Source organism: Modestobacter sp. VKM Ac-2984, from assembly GCF_026967985.1.
GTDB lineage: Bacteria > Actinomycetota > Actinomycetes > Mycobacteriales > Geodermatophilaceae > Modestobacter.
This window is the reverse complement of sequence record NZ_JAPVBJ010000003.1, coordinates 499,512-515,824: the sequence shown is the minus strand read 5'-3', so window position 1 is coordinate 515,824 and position 16,313 is coordinate 499,512. Positions and strand designations below refer to the sequence as shown.

The window sequence follows — 16,313 nt, the reverse complement described above, 5'->3', positions numbered from 1 at the left end:
CCAGTCGTGCCAGGAGCCCGGGCAGATCGCCATCTGCCCGGGCTCCTGGCACGGGCGCGCTGCCCAGCGGGTAGGTGGGCGAGGCCGACTCGGCGGGACGGGTCGACGTCCGGGCCCGTCGACCACCCGTCGTGGTCGGCCTCGTCGACGGTGGCGCGACTGCTCCGGACGCCGGGCACGCACCCCGCCCTCGGCCGGGTGGCCGAGGGCGGGGTGGGACTCAGTCCTGCGTGCTCGTCGTCCCGCTCGTCGCCGGTGCCGCGGTGCTGTGCACCACGACGTAGGGCTGGTCGGACAGTGATGCACCGAGCCCCGGGATCAGCACCGGGTGCTCGCCGTCGACCTGCACCTCGGCGAAGAAGAGCAGGGGGAACGGTGCCGTGGTGTAGTCGGCCGGGACGGCGGCCTCGAAGTGCTCGCCGACGCGGCTCATCTCGACCGACTGCACCGCCTCGGCCTGGTTCAGGTGTCGGTAGCGCAGGACGGCGCCGGACACCGGCGCGTCCACGACGAGCCGGACGGCGAACGGCTCCCCGTGGGCGTACCGCTCGGCCGTCTCGAAGCGGCCGGGGACGACCGTGCGGCTCTCCCGCTGGGCGAGGGCCGGGGAGGGGGAGACGGGCTCCACCGCTCGGGCCCGCTGGAGCTCGATGCGGAGCAGGTAGGCGTCCTCCCGCATCGCCATGAGCCGGTCCTTCCACGTCCCGCGTTCCATCGCGCCCGATCCGAAGGCCAGGTCGTCCTGGTACACCCCGGCCACGAGGGCCGGGATCTCGCCGTAGGCCTTGTGCGACTGCTCGAGCAGGCGCGCGGACTCCTCCAGGTGCGCCACGTCCCTCGTGCGGGCGAACAGGGCGTAGGCCACCGCGGCACGGAACTTGCCGGCGAAGAAGCGCGTGAGCTGGACGAGCACCCGCAGGTCGATCAGCGTCCGCTGGGTCTGCGGGTCGGCGGGATCGCCGACCTCGACGGCGCGGTCGGTCGCGGCGCTCCCCTCCGCTGCCATCGTCTCCAGCCACGCCGCGACCTCCAGCGGCGTGTATCGGGCGTCGAGGGACCCGCCCAGCGCGTCGTCGCAGTACTGGGCGACGGAGTAGAAGAGCGTGGGGTCGAACGGGCTGACCCCCTCCCAGGTCCGCGGCTCCGGGGTGTCGTACACGTAGTGCGTCATCTGCCGCCAGAACGACACCGCCAGGTCGGTGTACATCTCCGGCCAGTAGTGGTTGTTGGCGCCGCTGACCCCGTGCACGACGGTCACCAGCGGCAGCACCCGGCTGAGCAGGGCGAGGGCCTCCTCGAGGTCGGCAGCCGCCGCGCCGTAGTCGTCCCGGAGGAAGCGACGCCACACCTCGGGGTCGGTGCTGGGGTCGTACAGCAGCCGCCCCCACAGCAGGTAGGTGTACCGGTACTTGCGCCAGTCGTGGACGCCCAGCCGGAGGTCGTCGCGGACGTAGGGGTCGCGCCGGCCGGGCTCGCCGGTTCCCCGCCGGCCCTTGAAGTACAGCGGCTCGCACAGGTCGACGCCGCGCGAGCCGCCGATCGTCGCCATCCGCCCGAAGCCGGCCGCCATCGCGGGGTCGCCCCACAGCAGCAGCTTCTGCGTGCCGGGCCACATCCGGAACATGAAGTCGATGGGCTGGTCCTCGGCGAGGAAGTCGGCGTAGCCGTAGCGGGTGAAGCGCCGCTCGACGTCGGTGACGCCGGTCATCTTCCGGTTCATCCCGGGCCAGGCGAACGGCGTGAGCTCCTGGGGGCGGATGGACGTCTGGTGGTAGGGCAGCCCCATGTGCTCGGCCCAGTACTTGCCGGAGATGACCGGCCGGATGTTCGGCTTGACGACGCTGTCGCGCAGCGCCTGGTCGACCCCCTTGGCGTGCATGTCGACCTCGATCGGCCGACCCACGCCGGAGATGGCCTCGAAGACCACGTCCCAGAACGTCTCGTGGCCCTCTTCGTGGATGCCGCCCTCGTGGTGGACCCGGAACGTCAGCCCGTCGATCTCGGGGATGCGCTCGAGCAGCTGGCCGAGCCCGGCGGCGGAGTACTCGGCGTGCGACTCCGGGCCGATCCCCAGGATCGGGTACCAGTGGGGGGAGTCGTAGCCGTAGTCGTAGGCGTGGTTCCACAGCCCGAGCTGGAAGGACATCCCGCGGCGCTTCGTCTCCTGGGCGATGTACGCCAACGCGTCGAAGTTGCGGTCCCGTTCCCCGTCGGTCACCCCCTGCGCGCGCACGGAGTGACCCGGGACGTCGAGCAGGAAGGGGTAGGGGAAGCAGAGGTAGTTGTCGGTGGCGGTGCGGCTCTCGAACCCCGTGCCGTAGTTGTACTGCATCCCGAAGGCCAGGTGGAACCGGTTGAACCGCTGCATCGCCAGGTGGTCCAGGTACTCGGTCCAGAAGGCCCGGTCGTGGAACCACGGGGAGTCCTCGTGGACGCTGGAGAACGCGCGCTGGATGCCGCGGACCGGGACGTGCGGACGCTGGACCTCGGACTCCCCGACCTCGAAGGAGGCCACGCCGCCCGCGGCCAACCGCTGGGCGACCTCCGTGAGGGCGTAGGTGAACCCGCGGTCGTCGGTCGCTGCGATGGACAGCCGGCGACCGTCTCCGGCGGCCGCCTCCACCGACATGGCGTAGGACTCGGCCTCCTCGGGGCAGGCCGGGCCACCGGTGCGGCGGAGGTCGTCCGGGCTCCCGAGCCTGATCGACAGGCCGCTCGCGGCCTCCGTCTCCGTGCCGCTCGCCGTTCCGACGTGCAGGCCCGTCGACCGGGCGTCGGCGGCCTCGCGGAGCTTGCTCAGCGCCCAGTCGACGGCCGGTCGTTCGGTGAGCCCCGGTGGGGCGGTCACCAGGATGGACGTCGGGTGGGGCATGGGGGCACACCTCTCCGTGCTCGGGGGCCACAGCTGGTCCGCGCGGGACGACGCCGTCGGCGCGTGGAGCTCGTCGCGTCGGCACCGGTCACCGGCACTGTGGACGGCGAACCTATGCACGGTGCGCGAGGCAGGTCAACCTCTTTGGCATCCGGTTGCCAATGAGTCGGGGGCGTCGATCGGGGCCGGCGCACCCCTCTGGCCGCCTTGTGCGCCCTGGCGCGGGACGTGACCGTCCTGTGATCTGTGCGACAGGTTGTGGCAACAAGTGGCAATCGGTTCACCGTGAGCTGCGCCACTGCTTGGCTGAGGTCAGCCAGAGGGCTCCGGTGTGCGGATCAACACCCGCGGCACCACGGGTCCTCCCGTGTCCGGCCCGTTCGCGCCGGTAGGTGCGCATCACAAGGGAGTGACCATGCTCGCCCAGTTCACCCGTCCGCGGCCTGTGCCGCGGCGTCTCGTTGCGGCCCTCGGGGCCACGGCGCTCCTCTCGACGGCCGCCTGTTCGGGCGGGTCGGAATCGTCCGGCGAGGGGGGAGGCGCGTCCGGTGCCGGCGATGCAACCCTCGCGCTGCCGATCCAGGCCCAGCCCAACTCGCTGGACCCGGCGCAGTTGCAGGAGGGTCAGCAGGCGTTCATCTGGACCGCGCTCTTCGACTCGTTGTTCGTCCTGGACGAGAACGGCGAACCGCAGCCGTACGCGGCCGAGAGCTACGAGTACTCCGACGACCTGCAGACCCTCACGCTGACGCTGCGCGAGGGCATGACGTTCAGCAACGGCGACCCGGTGACCGCCGAGGACGTGGCGGCCACGCTCGAGCGCACCCGCACCACGCCCGGGCCGCAGCAGCCCAAGCTCGCCAGCGTGGAGTCGGTCGAGGCGCCCGACGAGCGCACGGTCGTCCTCGACCTCTCGGAGCCGGACCCCACCCTGCTGTCCAACCTCGCGCTGGCCGCCGGCGTCATCGGGGACGCCGAGACGCTCGACGACGACTCCACGGCGCTCGACCCGGTCGGCTCGGGGCCGTACGAGCTCGACACCGAGGCCACGGTGACCGGTGCCACCTACGTGCTCAACCGCCGGGACGACTACTGGAACGTCGAGGACTACCCCTTCGAGACCTTCCGGGTGCGGGTGATCCAGGACCAGACGGCGGCGTTCAACGCCCTGCAGTCCGGGGAGATCAACGCCGGTTCGGTGCAGCCGGCCCAGGCCCAGCAGCTCCAGGGGGCTGACTTCACCATCTCCGAGCTGTCGCCGAACGCCACCGCGAGCATCAAGATCCTGGACCGGGAGGGGACCATGGTCCCCGCGCTCGCCGACGTCCGGGTGCGCCAGGCGATCAACATGGCCTTCGACCGCGAGGGGATCGTCGAGGGAATCCTGCAGGGCAACGGTGAGCCCACCGAGACCCTCTTCGCCCCGGGCACGCCCGGGTACGTCGAGCCGACCGTGTACGACTACGACCCCGAGGCCGCCCGCGCGCTGCTCGCCGAGGCCGGGTACGCCGACGGCTTCGAGCTGACCCTGCCCGCCACGTTGGTGTCGACGAACTTCCAGCCGACGGTCACCCAGGCCCTGGGTGAGGTCGGGATCGACGTCACGTGGGAACCGCTGCCCCCGACGGACACCGGTTCGGCCATCCAGTCCGGGGCGTACCCGGCGGCGTTCTGGATCGAGAGCCTCGACGTGCCGTCGCGGGTGTTGCAGGACCACTACAGCGCGACGGGCTCGGTCAACCCGTTCGACGTCACCAACCCGGAGATCGCGTCGCTGTACGACGAGATCGCGACCACGACCGACGTGGACGCGCGCACCGAGCTGTACGAGGAGGCCGGCACGGTCGTGGTGGACCAGGCGCTCGACGCGCCGATCGGTGTCATCGGGACGCGATGGGCCACCACGGACGGGATCGAGTTCGTCGGTACCGGCGCCCGGCCGCTCAGCACCATCCGGGCGTTCGACGTCGCCGAGTAGGTCCAGCCGCACCCGCTCGCACACGGGTCCCGAGTGGCGTCCGCCGCTCGGGACCCGTGCGCGTGTCGGCGCCGAGACCGGGGCTCAGTCCTCCAGGTCTGGGACGAGGGAGCTGAGGAAGGCCCGGATGACGGTGGGCACGCTCACCGTTTCGCGGTCGAGCAGCCACTGGGCCTGGAGGCCCCTCACCAGGGACACGGTCATGGTGGCGAGGGTCTCCGGGTCGAGGGGGGAGTGCAGTCGTCCCTGCGTGGCCAGGGTGGCGAAGGCCAGGCGGTAGAAGTCGCGCAGGGCGCGTGACTGTTCCGCGTAGTACGAGTGCGCGGGGTGGTGCGGCGACGTCGCCTCGGCCGACAGCACCACGTGGAGCTCGATGATCCCCGGCCGCTGCTCGTTGTCGACGAGCACGGCGAGCATGCCCCGGAGGGCTTCCAACGGGTGGGTGGCGGGGTCGAGCGCCTGGGCGGAGTGCAGGTACTCGGTGCTCTCGTCCGCGCGCAACCGGAGGACTGCGGCCAGCAGGTCCTCCTTCCGGCTGTAGTGGTGGAGCAGGGTCGTGTAGCCGAGGTCGGCCCGTCGGGCGACGTCCTTCATCGTCACCCCGTGGAAGCCGGTCTCGGCGAGGGCGTCGACGCACGCCTCGACGATCCGGTGCCGGATGTCGGCGGACTTGGCGTACGGCCCGCGGGTCGATGGCGTCGGCACGAGTTCTCAGCTCCAAAGTCGTATTCGGATCCAACATTGATGGTAGCGTGACGGCCACCACGCTCCCCGCGGACGTTTCCATGACCGACGGTGCTCCGGGCCTCGCCTGCACCCCGGCGCCGGGCTTGGCGTGGCCGCCGACGGCGCTCGCCGTGGCGTGCCGACGGAGGACTGACATGACCAGCGATCTGACCACCATGCCGTGGGACCCGACCGGCTTCTCCGCCCCCGGGCGGTTGCCGATGACCGCCCTGCGCCGGACCCCGGAGGTCCCGCTGGACGGTGACTGGCAGTTCCAGCTGCTGCCCGCCCCCACCGCCGCGCTCGGCAGCGAGTGGAAGACCGTGCGCGTACCGAGCCTGTGGACCATGTCCGAGGACGCCGACCGGCCGCACTACACGAACGTCCCCATGCCCTTCGACGAGGTGCCGCCGCAGATCCCGGCGGCCAACCCCACGGGTGTGTACCGGCGGACCGTGGAGTTCGTCCCGCCCGAGGGGCGGCGGGTGGTGCTGCACGTCGGCGCCGCCGAGGGGCTGCTGCGCGTGGCGGTCAACGGCCGGCCGATCGGGGCCAGCAGCGACTCGCACCTGGCGGCCGAGTTCGACGTCACCGATGCCGTGGTCGCCGGGACCAACACGATCGAGCTGGTCGTGGTGAAGTGGTCGGCGGTCAGCTACCTGGAGGACCAGGACCACTGGTGGCAGTCCGGGCTGGCCCGCTCGGTGTTCCTCTACACCGTTCCCGAGGTCCGGCTGGCCGACGTCGTCGCGGTCGCCGACTTCGACGCGGCGACCGGTCGCGGCTCGCTGCAGCTCACCGTGGAGACCGACGGGCTGGCCCACCTCCGCGACAACGACTTCTCGGTGGAGCTGTCCGTGTTCGGCCGGAGAGAGACGCTGCCGGTGTCCCCGCGGATGACGGCGCCCACCCTGCCCAAGGCCGGCCGGGAGCGCACCAGCCGCCCCGAGCCCCGGCTGCCGGCCGACTTCATGGACATGGTCAGCCTGACTGCGGCGCAGGCGCCGATCCCGCCGGAGCTGCGGGCCATCCCCGGCATGCTGGGGCAGGGCATGAAGCTCACCGCGGCGCCGGCGGGTCGGGCGGTGTTCTCCCTCGCCGAGCTCGAGGTGGAGCCGTGGTCGGCCGAACGGCCGCAGCTCACCGACGTCGCCGTCCGGCTGCTGGCCGCCGACGGCCGGGTCGTCGACGAGACGCAGCTGCGGGTCGGGTTCCGGCGGGTCGAGATCGTCGGGCGCGACCTGCTCGTCAACGGCCGCCGCATCCTCGTCCAGGGCGTCAACCGGCACGACGTGCACCCGCGCACGGGCCGGGTGATCACCCGGGACGACATGCTGGCCGAGCTGTCGCTGCTCAAGCGGTGCAACGTGAACTCGATCCGCACCGCGCACTACCCGAACGACCCGGTGTTCCTCGACCTCTGCGACGAGATCGGCTTCTACGTGGTCGACGAGGCCGACGTGGAGGGGCACGCGTTCGCCTCGACGATCCCCGACGACCCGCGGTACCTGACCCCGATCGTGGAGCGGATCACGCGGATGGTGCTGCGCGACCGGAACCACCCCTGCGTGATCTCCTGGTCGCTGGGCAACGAGACCGGGTACGGGGCCGCGCACGACGCCGCCGCCGCGTGGATCCGGCGCTTCGACCCGACCCGTTTCGTGCACTACGAGGCCGCGGTGGCCACCGACTGGTACGGCGGCCACGCCGCCACCGACGTCGTCGCCCCGATGTACCCCTCGTTCGACGCGCTGGCGGCGTACTCCGCCGACGCCCGGGCCGACCGGCCGTTGATCACCTGCGAGTACGCCTATTCGCAGGGCAACTCGACCGGTGGCCTGGCGGAGTACTGGCAGCTGTTCGAGACCCTGCCGGGGCTCCAGGGCGGCTTCCTGTGGGGCTTCAAGGACCAGGCGCTGGACCCGGACGGCGACGGCCGGTACCGCTACGGCGGCGACTTCGGTGACGAGCCGAACAACGGGCCCACCCTGCTGTACGGCATCGCGTTCGCCGACCTCACGCCGAAGCCGGCCCTGCTCGAGCTGCGCGGGATCTTCAGCCCCGTGCGGATCGTCTCCGGCCCCGAGGAGGTCGCGGCCGGCCGGCTGCGGCTGCTCAACCGGCAGACCTTCGCCGACCTGGGCGGCGCCGAGCTCGCACTGCGGATCGAGACCCGGACCGGGCCCGTGGGCGAGGTCGTCCTCTCCTGCCCCGACGTCCCGGCCGGCGCCGAGGTCGACGTGCCGCTGCCCACCTCGATCCGGGAGCTGCTCACCTCGGTGTCCCCGCTGGCCCTCACGCTGAGCGTCGCGACGCGGGAGGACGCCCTCTGGGCGCCGGCGGGGACCGTCGTCGCCGAGCAGCAGGTGGTGCTGCCGCGCCGCCCGGAGCCGGAGCCGGACACCGGGACCACGGTGCCGCCGGTCGACGGCTCCGGGACGCTGCGGCACCCGCTGCTGCGCCGGGCCCCGCAGCTGTCCCTGTGGCGGGCGCTGACCGACAACGACGGCTCCTTCAGCCTGGACCAGCGCTTCGTCCGCAGCGGCTTCTTCCGGCTGACCGCGCAGGAGGTCACCACCGAGGAGAGCGCAGCCGGCCTGGTGGTGCTGACCCGGTACGCCGCCGCCTGGGGGGACGAGGTCGTCCACCGCCGCACCATCCGCGGTGTGGGCGAGGGCGACGTCGTCCTCACCGAGCAGGTGACGCTGCCCGAGGGCACCACCGACGGGCTCCGGGTCGGGATGGAGTTCGAGCTGCCCGACGGCTTCGACCAGGCCGAGTGGGTCGGCCTCGGGCCGTGGGAGAACTACCCGGACCGGGCCGCCTCCGCGCTGCTCGGCGCGTGGTCGAGCCCGATCGACGACCTCGCGGTGCCCTACGTCCTCCCGCAGGAGAACGGCACCCGTGGCGGGGTCACCGAGCTGCGGCTGTCAGGCCCGGCCGGTGAGGTCCGGGCCACCTCGACGACCCCGCTGCACATGAACGTCAGCCGGTACACCGTCGACCAGCTCGAGGACGCCGCGCACTGGTGGGAGCTGCCCTCGAGCGCGACCACGGTGGTCCACCTCGACGTCGCCCACCGCGGCGTGGGCACGGCGCTGCTCGGCCCGGACACCCGCAAGCCGTACCGGCTGTCGGCTCGCGAGCACGCCTGGGAGTGGCGGCTCACCCTCGCCGGCCCCCGCTGAAGCACCCGGCGCCGGGTCCCCGGCGCCGCCGAACCAGGAGGAGATCGATGCTCAAGCCCCGCGCCACCCCGACCCGTGAACTGGTGAACCTCGACGGCCTGTGGCGCTTCGGCATCGCCGGCCGCGTGCAGGACGAGCCGTGGACCGGCCGCCTGGAGACCACGCTGGAGGCGGCGGTGCCAGCCAGCTACAACGACCTGTTCGCCGACCGGGAGATCCGTGACCACGTCGGGTGGGTCTGGTACCAGCGCTCGGTGCGGGTGCCCCGCGGGTGGGCCGGCGAGCGGGTGCTGCTGCGGTTCGACTCGGCCACCCACGAGGGCCGGGTGTACGTCGACGGCCACCTCGTCGCCGAGCACGTCGGCGGGTACACCCCGTTCGAGGCCGACATCACCGACGTCGTCCGGGCGGGGGAGGAGTTCCGCCTCACCGTCGGGGTCAACAACGAGCTGACCAACGTGACGCTCCCGCCGGGCACGCTCACCGTGGAGCAGTCCGGCCGGCGCAAGCAGACCTACCTGCACGACTTCTTCAACTACGCGGGGCTCGCGCGGTCGGTGTGGCTGTACAGCCGCCCCGCCACGCACGTCGAGGACGTCACGGTCGTCACCGGTGTGGACGGGGCGGCGGGCACCGTCGACTACGCCGTGCGCACCAGCGCCCCGGCCGACGTCCGGGTGCGCGCGCTGGACGTCACGGGCGCCGAGGTCGCCGCCGGCACCGGCGCGGAGGGCAGCCTGCGGATCGAGGACGTCACGCTGTGGCAGCCCGGCGCGGCCCACCTCTACGACCTCGTGGTCGAGGTGGTCGACGGTGACACGGTCGTCGACAGCTACACCGAGGCCTTCGGCGTCCGCACCGTCGAGGTCCGCGGCACCCAGTTCCTGATCAACGGCGAGCCGTTCTACTTCACCGGCTTCGGCAAGCACGAGGACACCCCCATCCGCGGCAAGGGCCACGACGACGCCTACCTGGTGCACGACTTCCAGCTGATGGAGTGGATCGGCGCCAACTCCTTCCGCACCTCGCACTACCCCTACGCCGAGGAGGTGCTGGAGTTCGCCGACCGGCACGGCATCGTCGTCATCGACGAGACCTCGGCCGTCGGCCTCAACCTCGCCGTCACCGGCGGGATCACCGGCGCGGTCACCACGCCGACCTTCTCCGCGGAGACCTTCAACGACCAGACGCAGGCGGTGCACGCCCAGCACCTCCGCGAGCTGATCGCCCGGGACAAGAACCACCCCAGCGTGGTGATGTGGTGCATCACCAACGAGCCCTCCTCCAACGAGGAGGGCGCCCGGGAGTACTTCGAACCGCTCGTGCAGCTCACCCGCGAGCTGGACCCGACCCGCCCGGTCACCTACGCCGTGGTCATGTTCGCCAACCCCGGCAACGACCGCATCGCCGACCTGTTCGACGTGATCTCGCTGAACCGCTACTACGGCTGGTACGTCGCCAACGGGGACCTCGTCACGGCCGAGGACTACCTGGAGCGGGACCTGCGCGGCTGGGCGGCGAAGTACGACAAGCCCATCCTCATGACCGAGTACGGCGCGGACACGATGCAGGGGCTGCACTCCCTGTGGGACATCCCGTGGACGGAGGAGTACCAGCGGGACTTCCTGGAGATGCACCACCGGGTGTTCGACCGGGTGGCGGCGTTCGCCGGCGAGCAGATCTGGAACTTCGCCGACTTCCAGACCACCCGGGCGATCCACCGGGTCGACGGCAACAAGAAGGGCGTGTTCACCCGCGACCGGCGCCCCAAGGCCGCCGCGCACGAGCTGCGGCGCCGGTGGCTCGGTCTGCAGAACCGCAAGCCGGGCACCCAGCGGTGACCGTCCCCGCCGGCGGGGACCCGGTCGTGCCGGTGGCCGGCGGTTCGCCGCAGATCACCGCCGTCCCGGCCACCCCGCCGGCGGGGCCCCGGCAGCCGGCCGGCCTGGCCCGGGCACGCCTGGTGCTGCTGGTGCTGGCCGGCTTCGGCTCCTCGATGGCCCTGCTCGCGCCGATGGCCTACTCCCTGGCCGTCCGGGTGCAGCAGCTGGCCCCAGGGCAGCCCGAGGTGCTGGGGTTCGTCCTCGGCGGTGGCTCGGTCGTCTCGCTGCTCGCCGCCCCGGTGCTCGGGACGCTCAGCGACCGAACCCGCACACGGCTGGGCCGGCGCCGTCCCTGGCTGCTCGCCGGGACCACGGTCGGCCTGGCCGGCATCGTGACCATGTCCGTGGCGGACGGCCTGGCGGTGCTGACCGCGGGCTGGGTGATGACCAGCCTCGGCTGGAGCACGGCGAACGGCGCCCTGACCAACATGCAGGCCGACCACCTCCTGCCCCGCCAGCGCGGCAAGCTCGCCGGGTACACCGGGTTCACCTCCCAGCTCGCCGCGGTCGTCGGCATCCTCCTCGCCGGCACGGTGTCGATCGACGGCCCGCTGCTGTTCCTGCTGCCCGGGCTGACCGGCGCGGCGTTCGTGCTGCCGTTCCTGGTGTTGCGGAGGGAGGAGGACTCCCGGGAGCTCCCGCTGCCCGGCAGCCTGACCCTCGGCGGGCTGCTGCGCTCCTTCACGTTCAGTCCCCGGGCGCATCCGGACTTCGCGTGGAACTGGCTCGGCCGCTTCTCGGTGTTCCTGGGCGTCTCGCTGACCACCACGTTCAGCACCTACTTCTACGCCGCACGGCTGGACGTGGGCCTCGCGGAGGTGGCCGGGTTCGTCGCGGTGACCGCGTCGGTGGGCATCGTGGGCAGCTTCGTGGGATCCCTCGGCGCGGGCTGGCTGTCCGATCGGCTGGGCCGCCGCCGGCCCTTCGTCGTCGGCGCCACCGTGATCCTGGCCTCCGGTGCGACCGTGCTGGCCTTCGCCTCCTCCTTCGCCACCCTGCTCACCGGCACCGCCCTCACCTCCACGGGCATCGCCGTGTTCGCCGCAGTGAACCAGGCGATCGTGCTCGACGTGCTCCCCGAGCGGGACACCGCCGCCGGGCGGTACATGGCGATCTTCACCTTCAGCCAGCGGGTGCCCAGCAGCCTGGCGCCGTTCCTCTCGCCGGTCGTCATCACCATCGGCGCCACGGCCGGCGGGGCCAACTACACCCTGCTCTACCTGCTGGCCGCCGGGCTGGCTCTGATCGGCGGACTGGTCATCGGGCTCCGGGTGCGCGGCGTCCGCTGAGCCCGGGTGACCCTCAGCGCGGGCCCGCGGCCGAGGCCGCGGCCACCCGGCCGAGGCCCTCGACCAGTGCGGGGAGGCGGGTGCGCAGGTCGGCGAGGACGGCGACGTGGTCGGCCGTGGCCTCCACCGGCGGTGGCTCGTCCTCCGGAGGGGCGAGGAGGGCGGGCGCGTCCTCGAGGTGGGCACTCTGGCCCAGGGCGTACAGCGCCAGCGCGGCCGCGCCGAGCGCACCGCCGCCGGCATCGGACCCGACGTGGACCGGACGTCCCAGGGCGGCGGCGACCGTGCTGCGCCACAGCGGCGAGCGGAAGGCGCCGCCGGTCACCCGGACCGTGGTGATCGGGGCGACCGCGTCCAGGACGTCCAGCACCACCGCCAGCTGGGTGGCCACGCCCTCCACGGCGGCGCGGACCAGGTGGGCCCGGCTGTGCCCCCGGCGCAGCCCCAGGTAGGCGCCGGGGATGTCCGGGTCCCACAGCGGCGCCCGCTCGGCGACCAGGTAGGGGATCATGACGAGCCCGTCGCTGCCGGCCGGTGCCTGCGCGGCCAGCTCGAGCAGGGCCTCGTCGTCCCCGTCCGGGCCGGTGAGGTCCGGCGCCAGCGCCGAGCCCGCCCACCGGACCACGTGCGCGCCGTTGCTGAGGGCGCCGCCGGTCACCCAGTGGTCGGCGGTCAGGGCGTAGCAGAACAGGCGGCCCGCCGGATCGGTCGTCGGCCGGTCGACGACGGTGCGCACGGCACCGCTGGTGCCGAGGTTCAGACCCGCGGTGCCCGGCCGCATCGCGCCGGTGCCGAGGTTGCCCAGCGGCCCGTCCGCGGCCCCGACGACGACCGGGGTCCCGGGGCGCAGGCCGGTGCGGTCGGCGGCAGCGGGGGAGGAGCTGAGGATGGCGGTGGTGGGCAGCACCTCGGCCAGCTGCTCCGCGCCCACCGACGCCAGCCCCAGGGCGTCGGGGTGCCAGTCACCGGCAGCCAGGTCGAGCAGCCCCGTGCCCGAGGCCGAGGACAGCTCGGTCACCAGGCAGTCGGTCAGCGCCAGCAGCACGTACTCCTTGAGCCCCACCCACCAGCGGGCGGCCGCGCAGGTCCCCGGGTCGTGCTCGGCGAACCACATGAGCTTGGTCAGCGGGGACATGGGGTGCACCGGCGTGCCGGTGACCCGCTGCAGCTCCGTCGCGCGGCCGGACTCCCGGAGCGCCTGCGCCTGGGCGGTCGCCCGCGCGTCCGCCCAGGTCACCAGCGGTGTGAGCGGGCGGTGGTGCCGGTCCAGCGCGATCAGCCCGTGCATCGCCGTGCCGACCGACACGGCGGTCACCGGAGCCCCCGCCGTGGCGGCGATGCACTCCTTCAGCGCCCCGAGCACGCCGGCCACGATGGCGTCGGGGTCCTGCACCTGCCAGCCGGCCCGCGGCTCGGAGAGCGGGTACTCGCGCAGCGCCGTGGCCTGCCAGCCGCTGCCGGGGGAGAAGGCCACGGCCTTGGCCGCCGTCGTGCCGACGTCCAGGCCGATGATGACGTCACCCGGAGGGCCGCTGGCACCGCCTGGGGTGCCTGGCGTCACCGCCGGCCCGACAGCTCGGCCGCCCGGTCCCGCACCGCACGGACCAGTTCCTGGTCATCGGCCAGCGCGGGATCGAGCGCGGACAGCACCCGGGGCGCGACCTCCGCGGGCTCGCCTGCGGCCAGGGCGCGGAGCTCGTCGGCGCGGACGTCCTTGACCGGCGCCCCGGCGCCCTGCAGGTGCAGCAGCCACGCTGCCAGCACCGTCACGGCAGGCTCGGGAAGGCGCCCGGCGGTCCGTTCCCACCGGAGGACCGGCAGGAACCGGACCGGCAGCTTCTGCGAGCCGTCCGTGGCGATCTGGGCGAGCGAGTGCCGGATCCGCGGGTTGGCGAACCGCTGGACGAGCGCGGCGCAGTAGGCCGCGACCTCATCGGGAGAGACGCTCAGGTGGGGCGTGCACACGTCCCACCAGCCGTGCAGCAGCGCGAGGCACCGGTGGTCGGCGACCGCCTCGGCCACCGTGGCGTGCCCGCGCACGGAGCCCACGTACGCGAGCAGCGAGTGCGCACCGTTGAGCAGCCACAGCTTGCGCTGCTCGAACGGGGCGACGTCGTCGGTCAGCACGGCCCCCGCGTCCTCCCAGGCCGGCCGCCCGCCGGGGAACCGGCCGGAGACGACCCACTCGCTGAAGGGCTCGGTGACCACCGGCGCGAGGTCCTCGGTGCCGGTGGCCGCGCGGACCGTGTCCCGGTCGGCGGCGGTGGGCTCGGGGGTGATCCGGTCGACCATGGTGGTCGCCGTCGTCACCTGGGCACCGATCCAGTCGGGCAGGGTCGGGTCCACGGCCGCGGCGAGGGCGAGCACGACCTCGGAGAGGGCGGCGCCGTTGTCGGGGAGGTTGTCACAGGGGACGAGAGCCAGCGGCCCCGCGTCGGCAGCCCGTCGGGCCAGCAGGCCGGCGACGATCCGCGCGGGCACCGAGCCCACCGGGGCCCGGGGGTCCCGGCGCAGCGCGGCGAGGTCGGCGGCGACCTGCGGGTGGTCGGTGTCCAGGCCGCCGGCCGGCCGCCGGTGGTAGCCGGCCTCGGTGACCGTGGTGGTGAGCACCCGGACCGCCGGGTCGGCGAGCAGCGTCAGCCACGCGTCGGAGTCCGCGGCGGCGTGGGCGCGGACCACCGACCGCACGACGTCGAACCGGTCGCCGTCCGGGCCGCGGGTGACGAGCGTGTAGAGCCCGTCCTGCGTGGTGAGCGCCGTGGCCAGGTCGGGCCGCCGACCGGTGAAGGCCGCGATGCCCCACGGCTCGGCGGCGCGGTCGGTGTACCAGGCCTGATGGGCGCGGAAGAAGCTGCCCAGTCCGAGGTGGACGGCGCGCACCGGGGGCGGCGCGCCGGGTCCACGGCGCAGCGGGGTGGCCGTCACAGCTTGAAGACCTCCCGTGGGCGCCGGTCGACGAGGTCGACGGCGATCTCCCGAGCCTCGTCCTCCGGCAGTCGGTGCTCGGCGACGAGCCGGGCCAGGTAGCCGCAGTCCAGGCGCCGGGACATGTCGTGCCGGGCCGGGATCGAGCAGAAGGCGCGGGTGTCGTCGATGAAGCCCGACGTCCGCCGGAAGCCGGCGGACTCGGTCACCGCCCCCCGGAACCGGCGGACGGCGTCCGGCGCGTCGAGGAACCACCAGGGCGCGCCGACGTAGACCGACGGGTAGAAGCCGGCCAGCGGACCCAGCTCGCGGGAGAACGCCGTCTCGTCGAGCGTGAAGAGGACGAGGTGGAAGCCCGGGTGGACGCCGAAGCGCTCCAGCAGCGGCCGCAGCGGGTCGGTGAAGTCGGCGCGCAGCGGGATGTCGTGGCCGGTGTCCGGGCCGAAGTCGGAGAGGGTGGGGCCGTGGTGGTTGCGGCGCACCCCCGGGTGGATGGTCATCACCAGGCCGTCGTCGCAGGACATCCGGGCCATCTCGAACAGCATGTGCCGGCGCAGCGCGACGCCCTCGCCGGGTGACGCCGTCCCGGCCAGGGCCGCCCGGTAGACCCGCTCCGCCTCGGCTGCGGACAGCGGCTCGGTGCCGACGTCCTCGTGGCTGTGGTCGGCCGAGGTCGCGCCGTGCACACGGAAGTGTGCCCGGCGCTGCTCCATGGCCTCGACCCAGCCGGCGTAGCTGCCGGTGTCGATGCCGCTGACCGCGCCCAGCCGGGCCACCGCGTCGGCCCAGCCGGGGGCCGCCGCCTCCAGGTACCGGTCGGGTCGGAAGGTCGGGACGACCCGGCCCGCGAACGCCGGGTCGGCGGCCAGCTCGGCGTGGGCGGACAGGTCGTCGCAGGGGTCGTCGGTGGTCGCCAGCACCTCGATGCCGAAGCGCTCGAACAGCGCCCGCGGACGGTAGGCGTCCTTGGTCAGCCGCTCGGCCACCTGGTCGTAGATCGAGTCCGCCGTCGCCACGGAGGGACGGACGGTCACGTCGAACACCTCGGCGAGCTCCGACTCCAGCCAGTAGCGGGTCGGGGTGCCCGCCAGGGCCGGCCAGTGCTCGCAGAGCAGCCGCCACACCTGCCGGGCCTCCGCCTCTGGCAGCGTCCCGCGGCCGATCCCGAGCGCGGACAGCGGGACGCCGCCGGCGTGCAGCAGGCGGGTGACGTAGTGGTCCGGGGTGACGAAGAGCGCGGCCGGGTCCGTGAAGGGGACGTCGTCGGCCAGCGCGCGGGGGTCCACGTGGCCGTGCGGCGAGAGGATCGGCAGGTCGCGGACCGCCTCGTACAAGGTCCGGGCGATCGCCCGGGTGCCGGGGTCTGCGGGGAAGAGCCGGTCCGGGTGCCGGTCGAGGGCGGGGGCGGACATGTGCTCATGGTGTGCAACGGATCACTGTCTGGGAACCGGT

At 73.3% G+C, this 16,313-nt stretch carries 9 protein-coding genes; 4 read left to right on the top strand and 5 right to left on the bottom strand.

Features of this window, described 5'->3' with window-relative positions:
• Positions 1–220: 220 nt before the first annotated feature.
• On the bottom strand, positions 221–2,872 hold the full coding sequence (locus O2W16_RS09485) for a hypothetical protein (RefSeq protein ID WP_269158569.1): 2,652 nt from the start codon (positions 2,870–2,872) through the stop codon (positions 221–223).
• Positions 2,873–3,485: 613 nt separating this feature from the next.
• On the opposite strand from O2W16_RS09485, the gene O2W16_RS09480 reads away from it, so the two are divergent.
• Complete coding sequence (locus O2W16_RS09480; protein WP_269158568.1) at positions 3,486–4,850, top strand: ABC transporter substrate-binding protein; 1,365 nt, start codon at positions 3,486–3,488, stop codon at positions 4,848–4,850.
• Positions 4,851–4,934: 84 nt separating this feature from the next.
• Here the strand turns inward: O2W16_RS09480 and O2W16_RS09475 are convergent, their stop codons facing one another.
• A complete protein-coding gene (locus O2W16_RS09475; RefSeq protein ID WP_269158567.1) occupies positions 4,935–5,555 on the bottom strand; it encodes a TetR/AcrR family transcriptional regulator in 621 nt (206 codons plus the stop codon).
• Positions 5,556–5,731: 176 nt separating this feature from the next.
• On the opposite strand from O2W16_RS09475, the gene O2W16_RS09470 reads away from it, so the two are divergent.
• From O2W16_RS09470 to O2W16_RS09460, 3 genes are read left to right on the top strand one after another with little or no spacing between them, the layout of a single operon-like run.
• A complete protein-coding gene (locus O2W16_RS09470) occupies positions 5,732–8,764 on the top strand; it encodes a glycoside hydrolase family 2 TIM barrel-domain containing protein (protein ID WP_269158566.1) in 3,033 nt (1,010 codons plus the stop codon).
• 47 nt (positions 8,765–8,811) lie between these two features.
• Positions 8,812–10,605, top strand: coding sequence for a beta-glucuronidase (uidA, locus tag O2W16_RS09465; RefSeq protein ID WP_269158565.1), 1,794 nt, complete (start codon positions 8,812–8,814; stop codon positions 10,603–10,605).
• Positions 10,602–11,936 (top strand): MFS transporter, encoded by a 1,335-nt coding sequence (locus O2W16_RS09460; protein ID WP_269158564.1) that lies wholly within the window; start codon positions 10,602–10,604, stop codon positions 11,934–11,936. The genes uidA and O2W16_RS09460 overlap by 4 nt, the downstream gene beginning before the upstream one ends.
• Before the next feature lie 13 nt (positions 11,937–11,949).
• On the opposite strand, the gene O2W16_RS09455 is transcribed toward O2W16_RS09460, so the two are convergent.
• From O2W16_RS09455 to uxaC, 3 genes are read right to left on the bottom strand one after another with little or no spacing between them, the layout of a single operon-like run.
• Positions 11,950–13,497 carry a gluconokinase gene (locus tag O2W16_RS09455; protein WP_269158563.1) on the bottom strand — a complete coding sequence of 516 codons (1,548 nt, stop codon included), beginning with the start codon at positions 13,495–13,497 and terminating at the stop codon, positions 11,950–11,952.
• The gene (locus O2W16_RS09450) at positions 13,494–14,861 is read right to left on the bottom strand and encodes a mannitol dehydrogenase family protein (protein ID WP_269158562.1); all 1,368 of its coding nucleotides are present in this window, start codon (positions 14,859–14,861) and stop codon (positions 13,494–13,496) included. The genes O2W16_RS09455 and O2W16_RS09450 overlap by 4 nt, the downstream gene beginning before the upstream one ends.
• Complete coding sequence (gene uxaC / locus O2W16_RS09445; RefSeq protein ID WP_269158561.1) at positions 14,858–16,273, bottom strand: glucuronate isomerase; 1,416 nt, start codon at positions 16,271–16,273, stop codon at positions 14,858–14,860. Before uxaC ends, O2W16_RS09450 begins: the two co-directional genes overlap by 4 nt.
• Positions 16,274–16,313 lie beyond the last annotated feature (40 nt).

Bases quoted from the DNA above. Each gene is read 5' to 3' on its own strand.
- O2W16_RS09485 (WP_269158569.1), bottom strand. From the start codon at position 2,872: ATGCCCCACCCGACGTCCATCCTGGTGACCGCCCCACCGGGGCTCACC.
- O2W16_RS09470 (WP_269158566.1), top strand. From the start codon at position 5,732: ATGACCAGCGATCTGACCACCATGCCGTGGGACCCGACCGGCTTCTCC.
- uidA (WP_269158565.1), top strand. From the start codon at position 8,812: ATGCTCAAGCCCCGCGCCACCCCGACCCGTGAACTGGTGAACCTCGAC.
- uxaC (WP_269158561.1), bottom strand. From the start codon at position 16,273: ATGTCCGCCCCCGCCCTCGACCGGCACCCGGACCGGCTCTTCCCCGCA.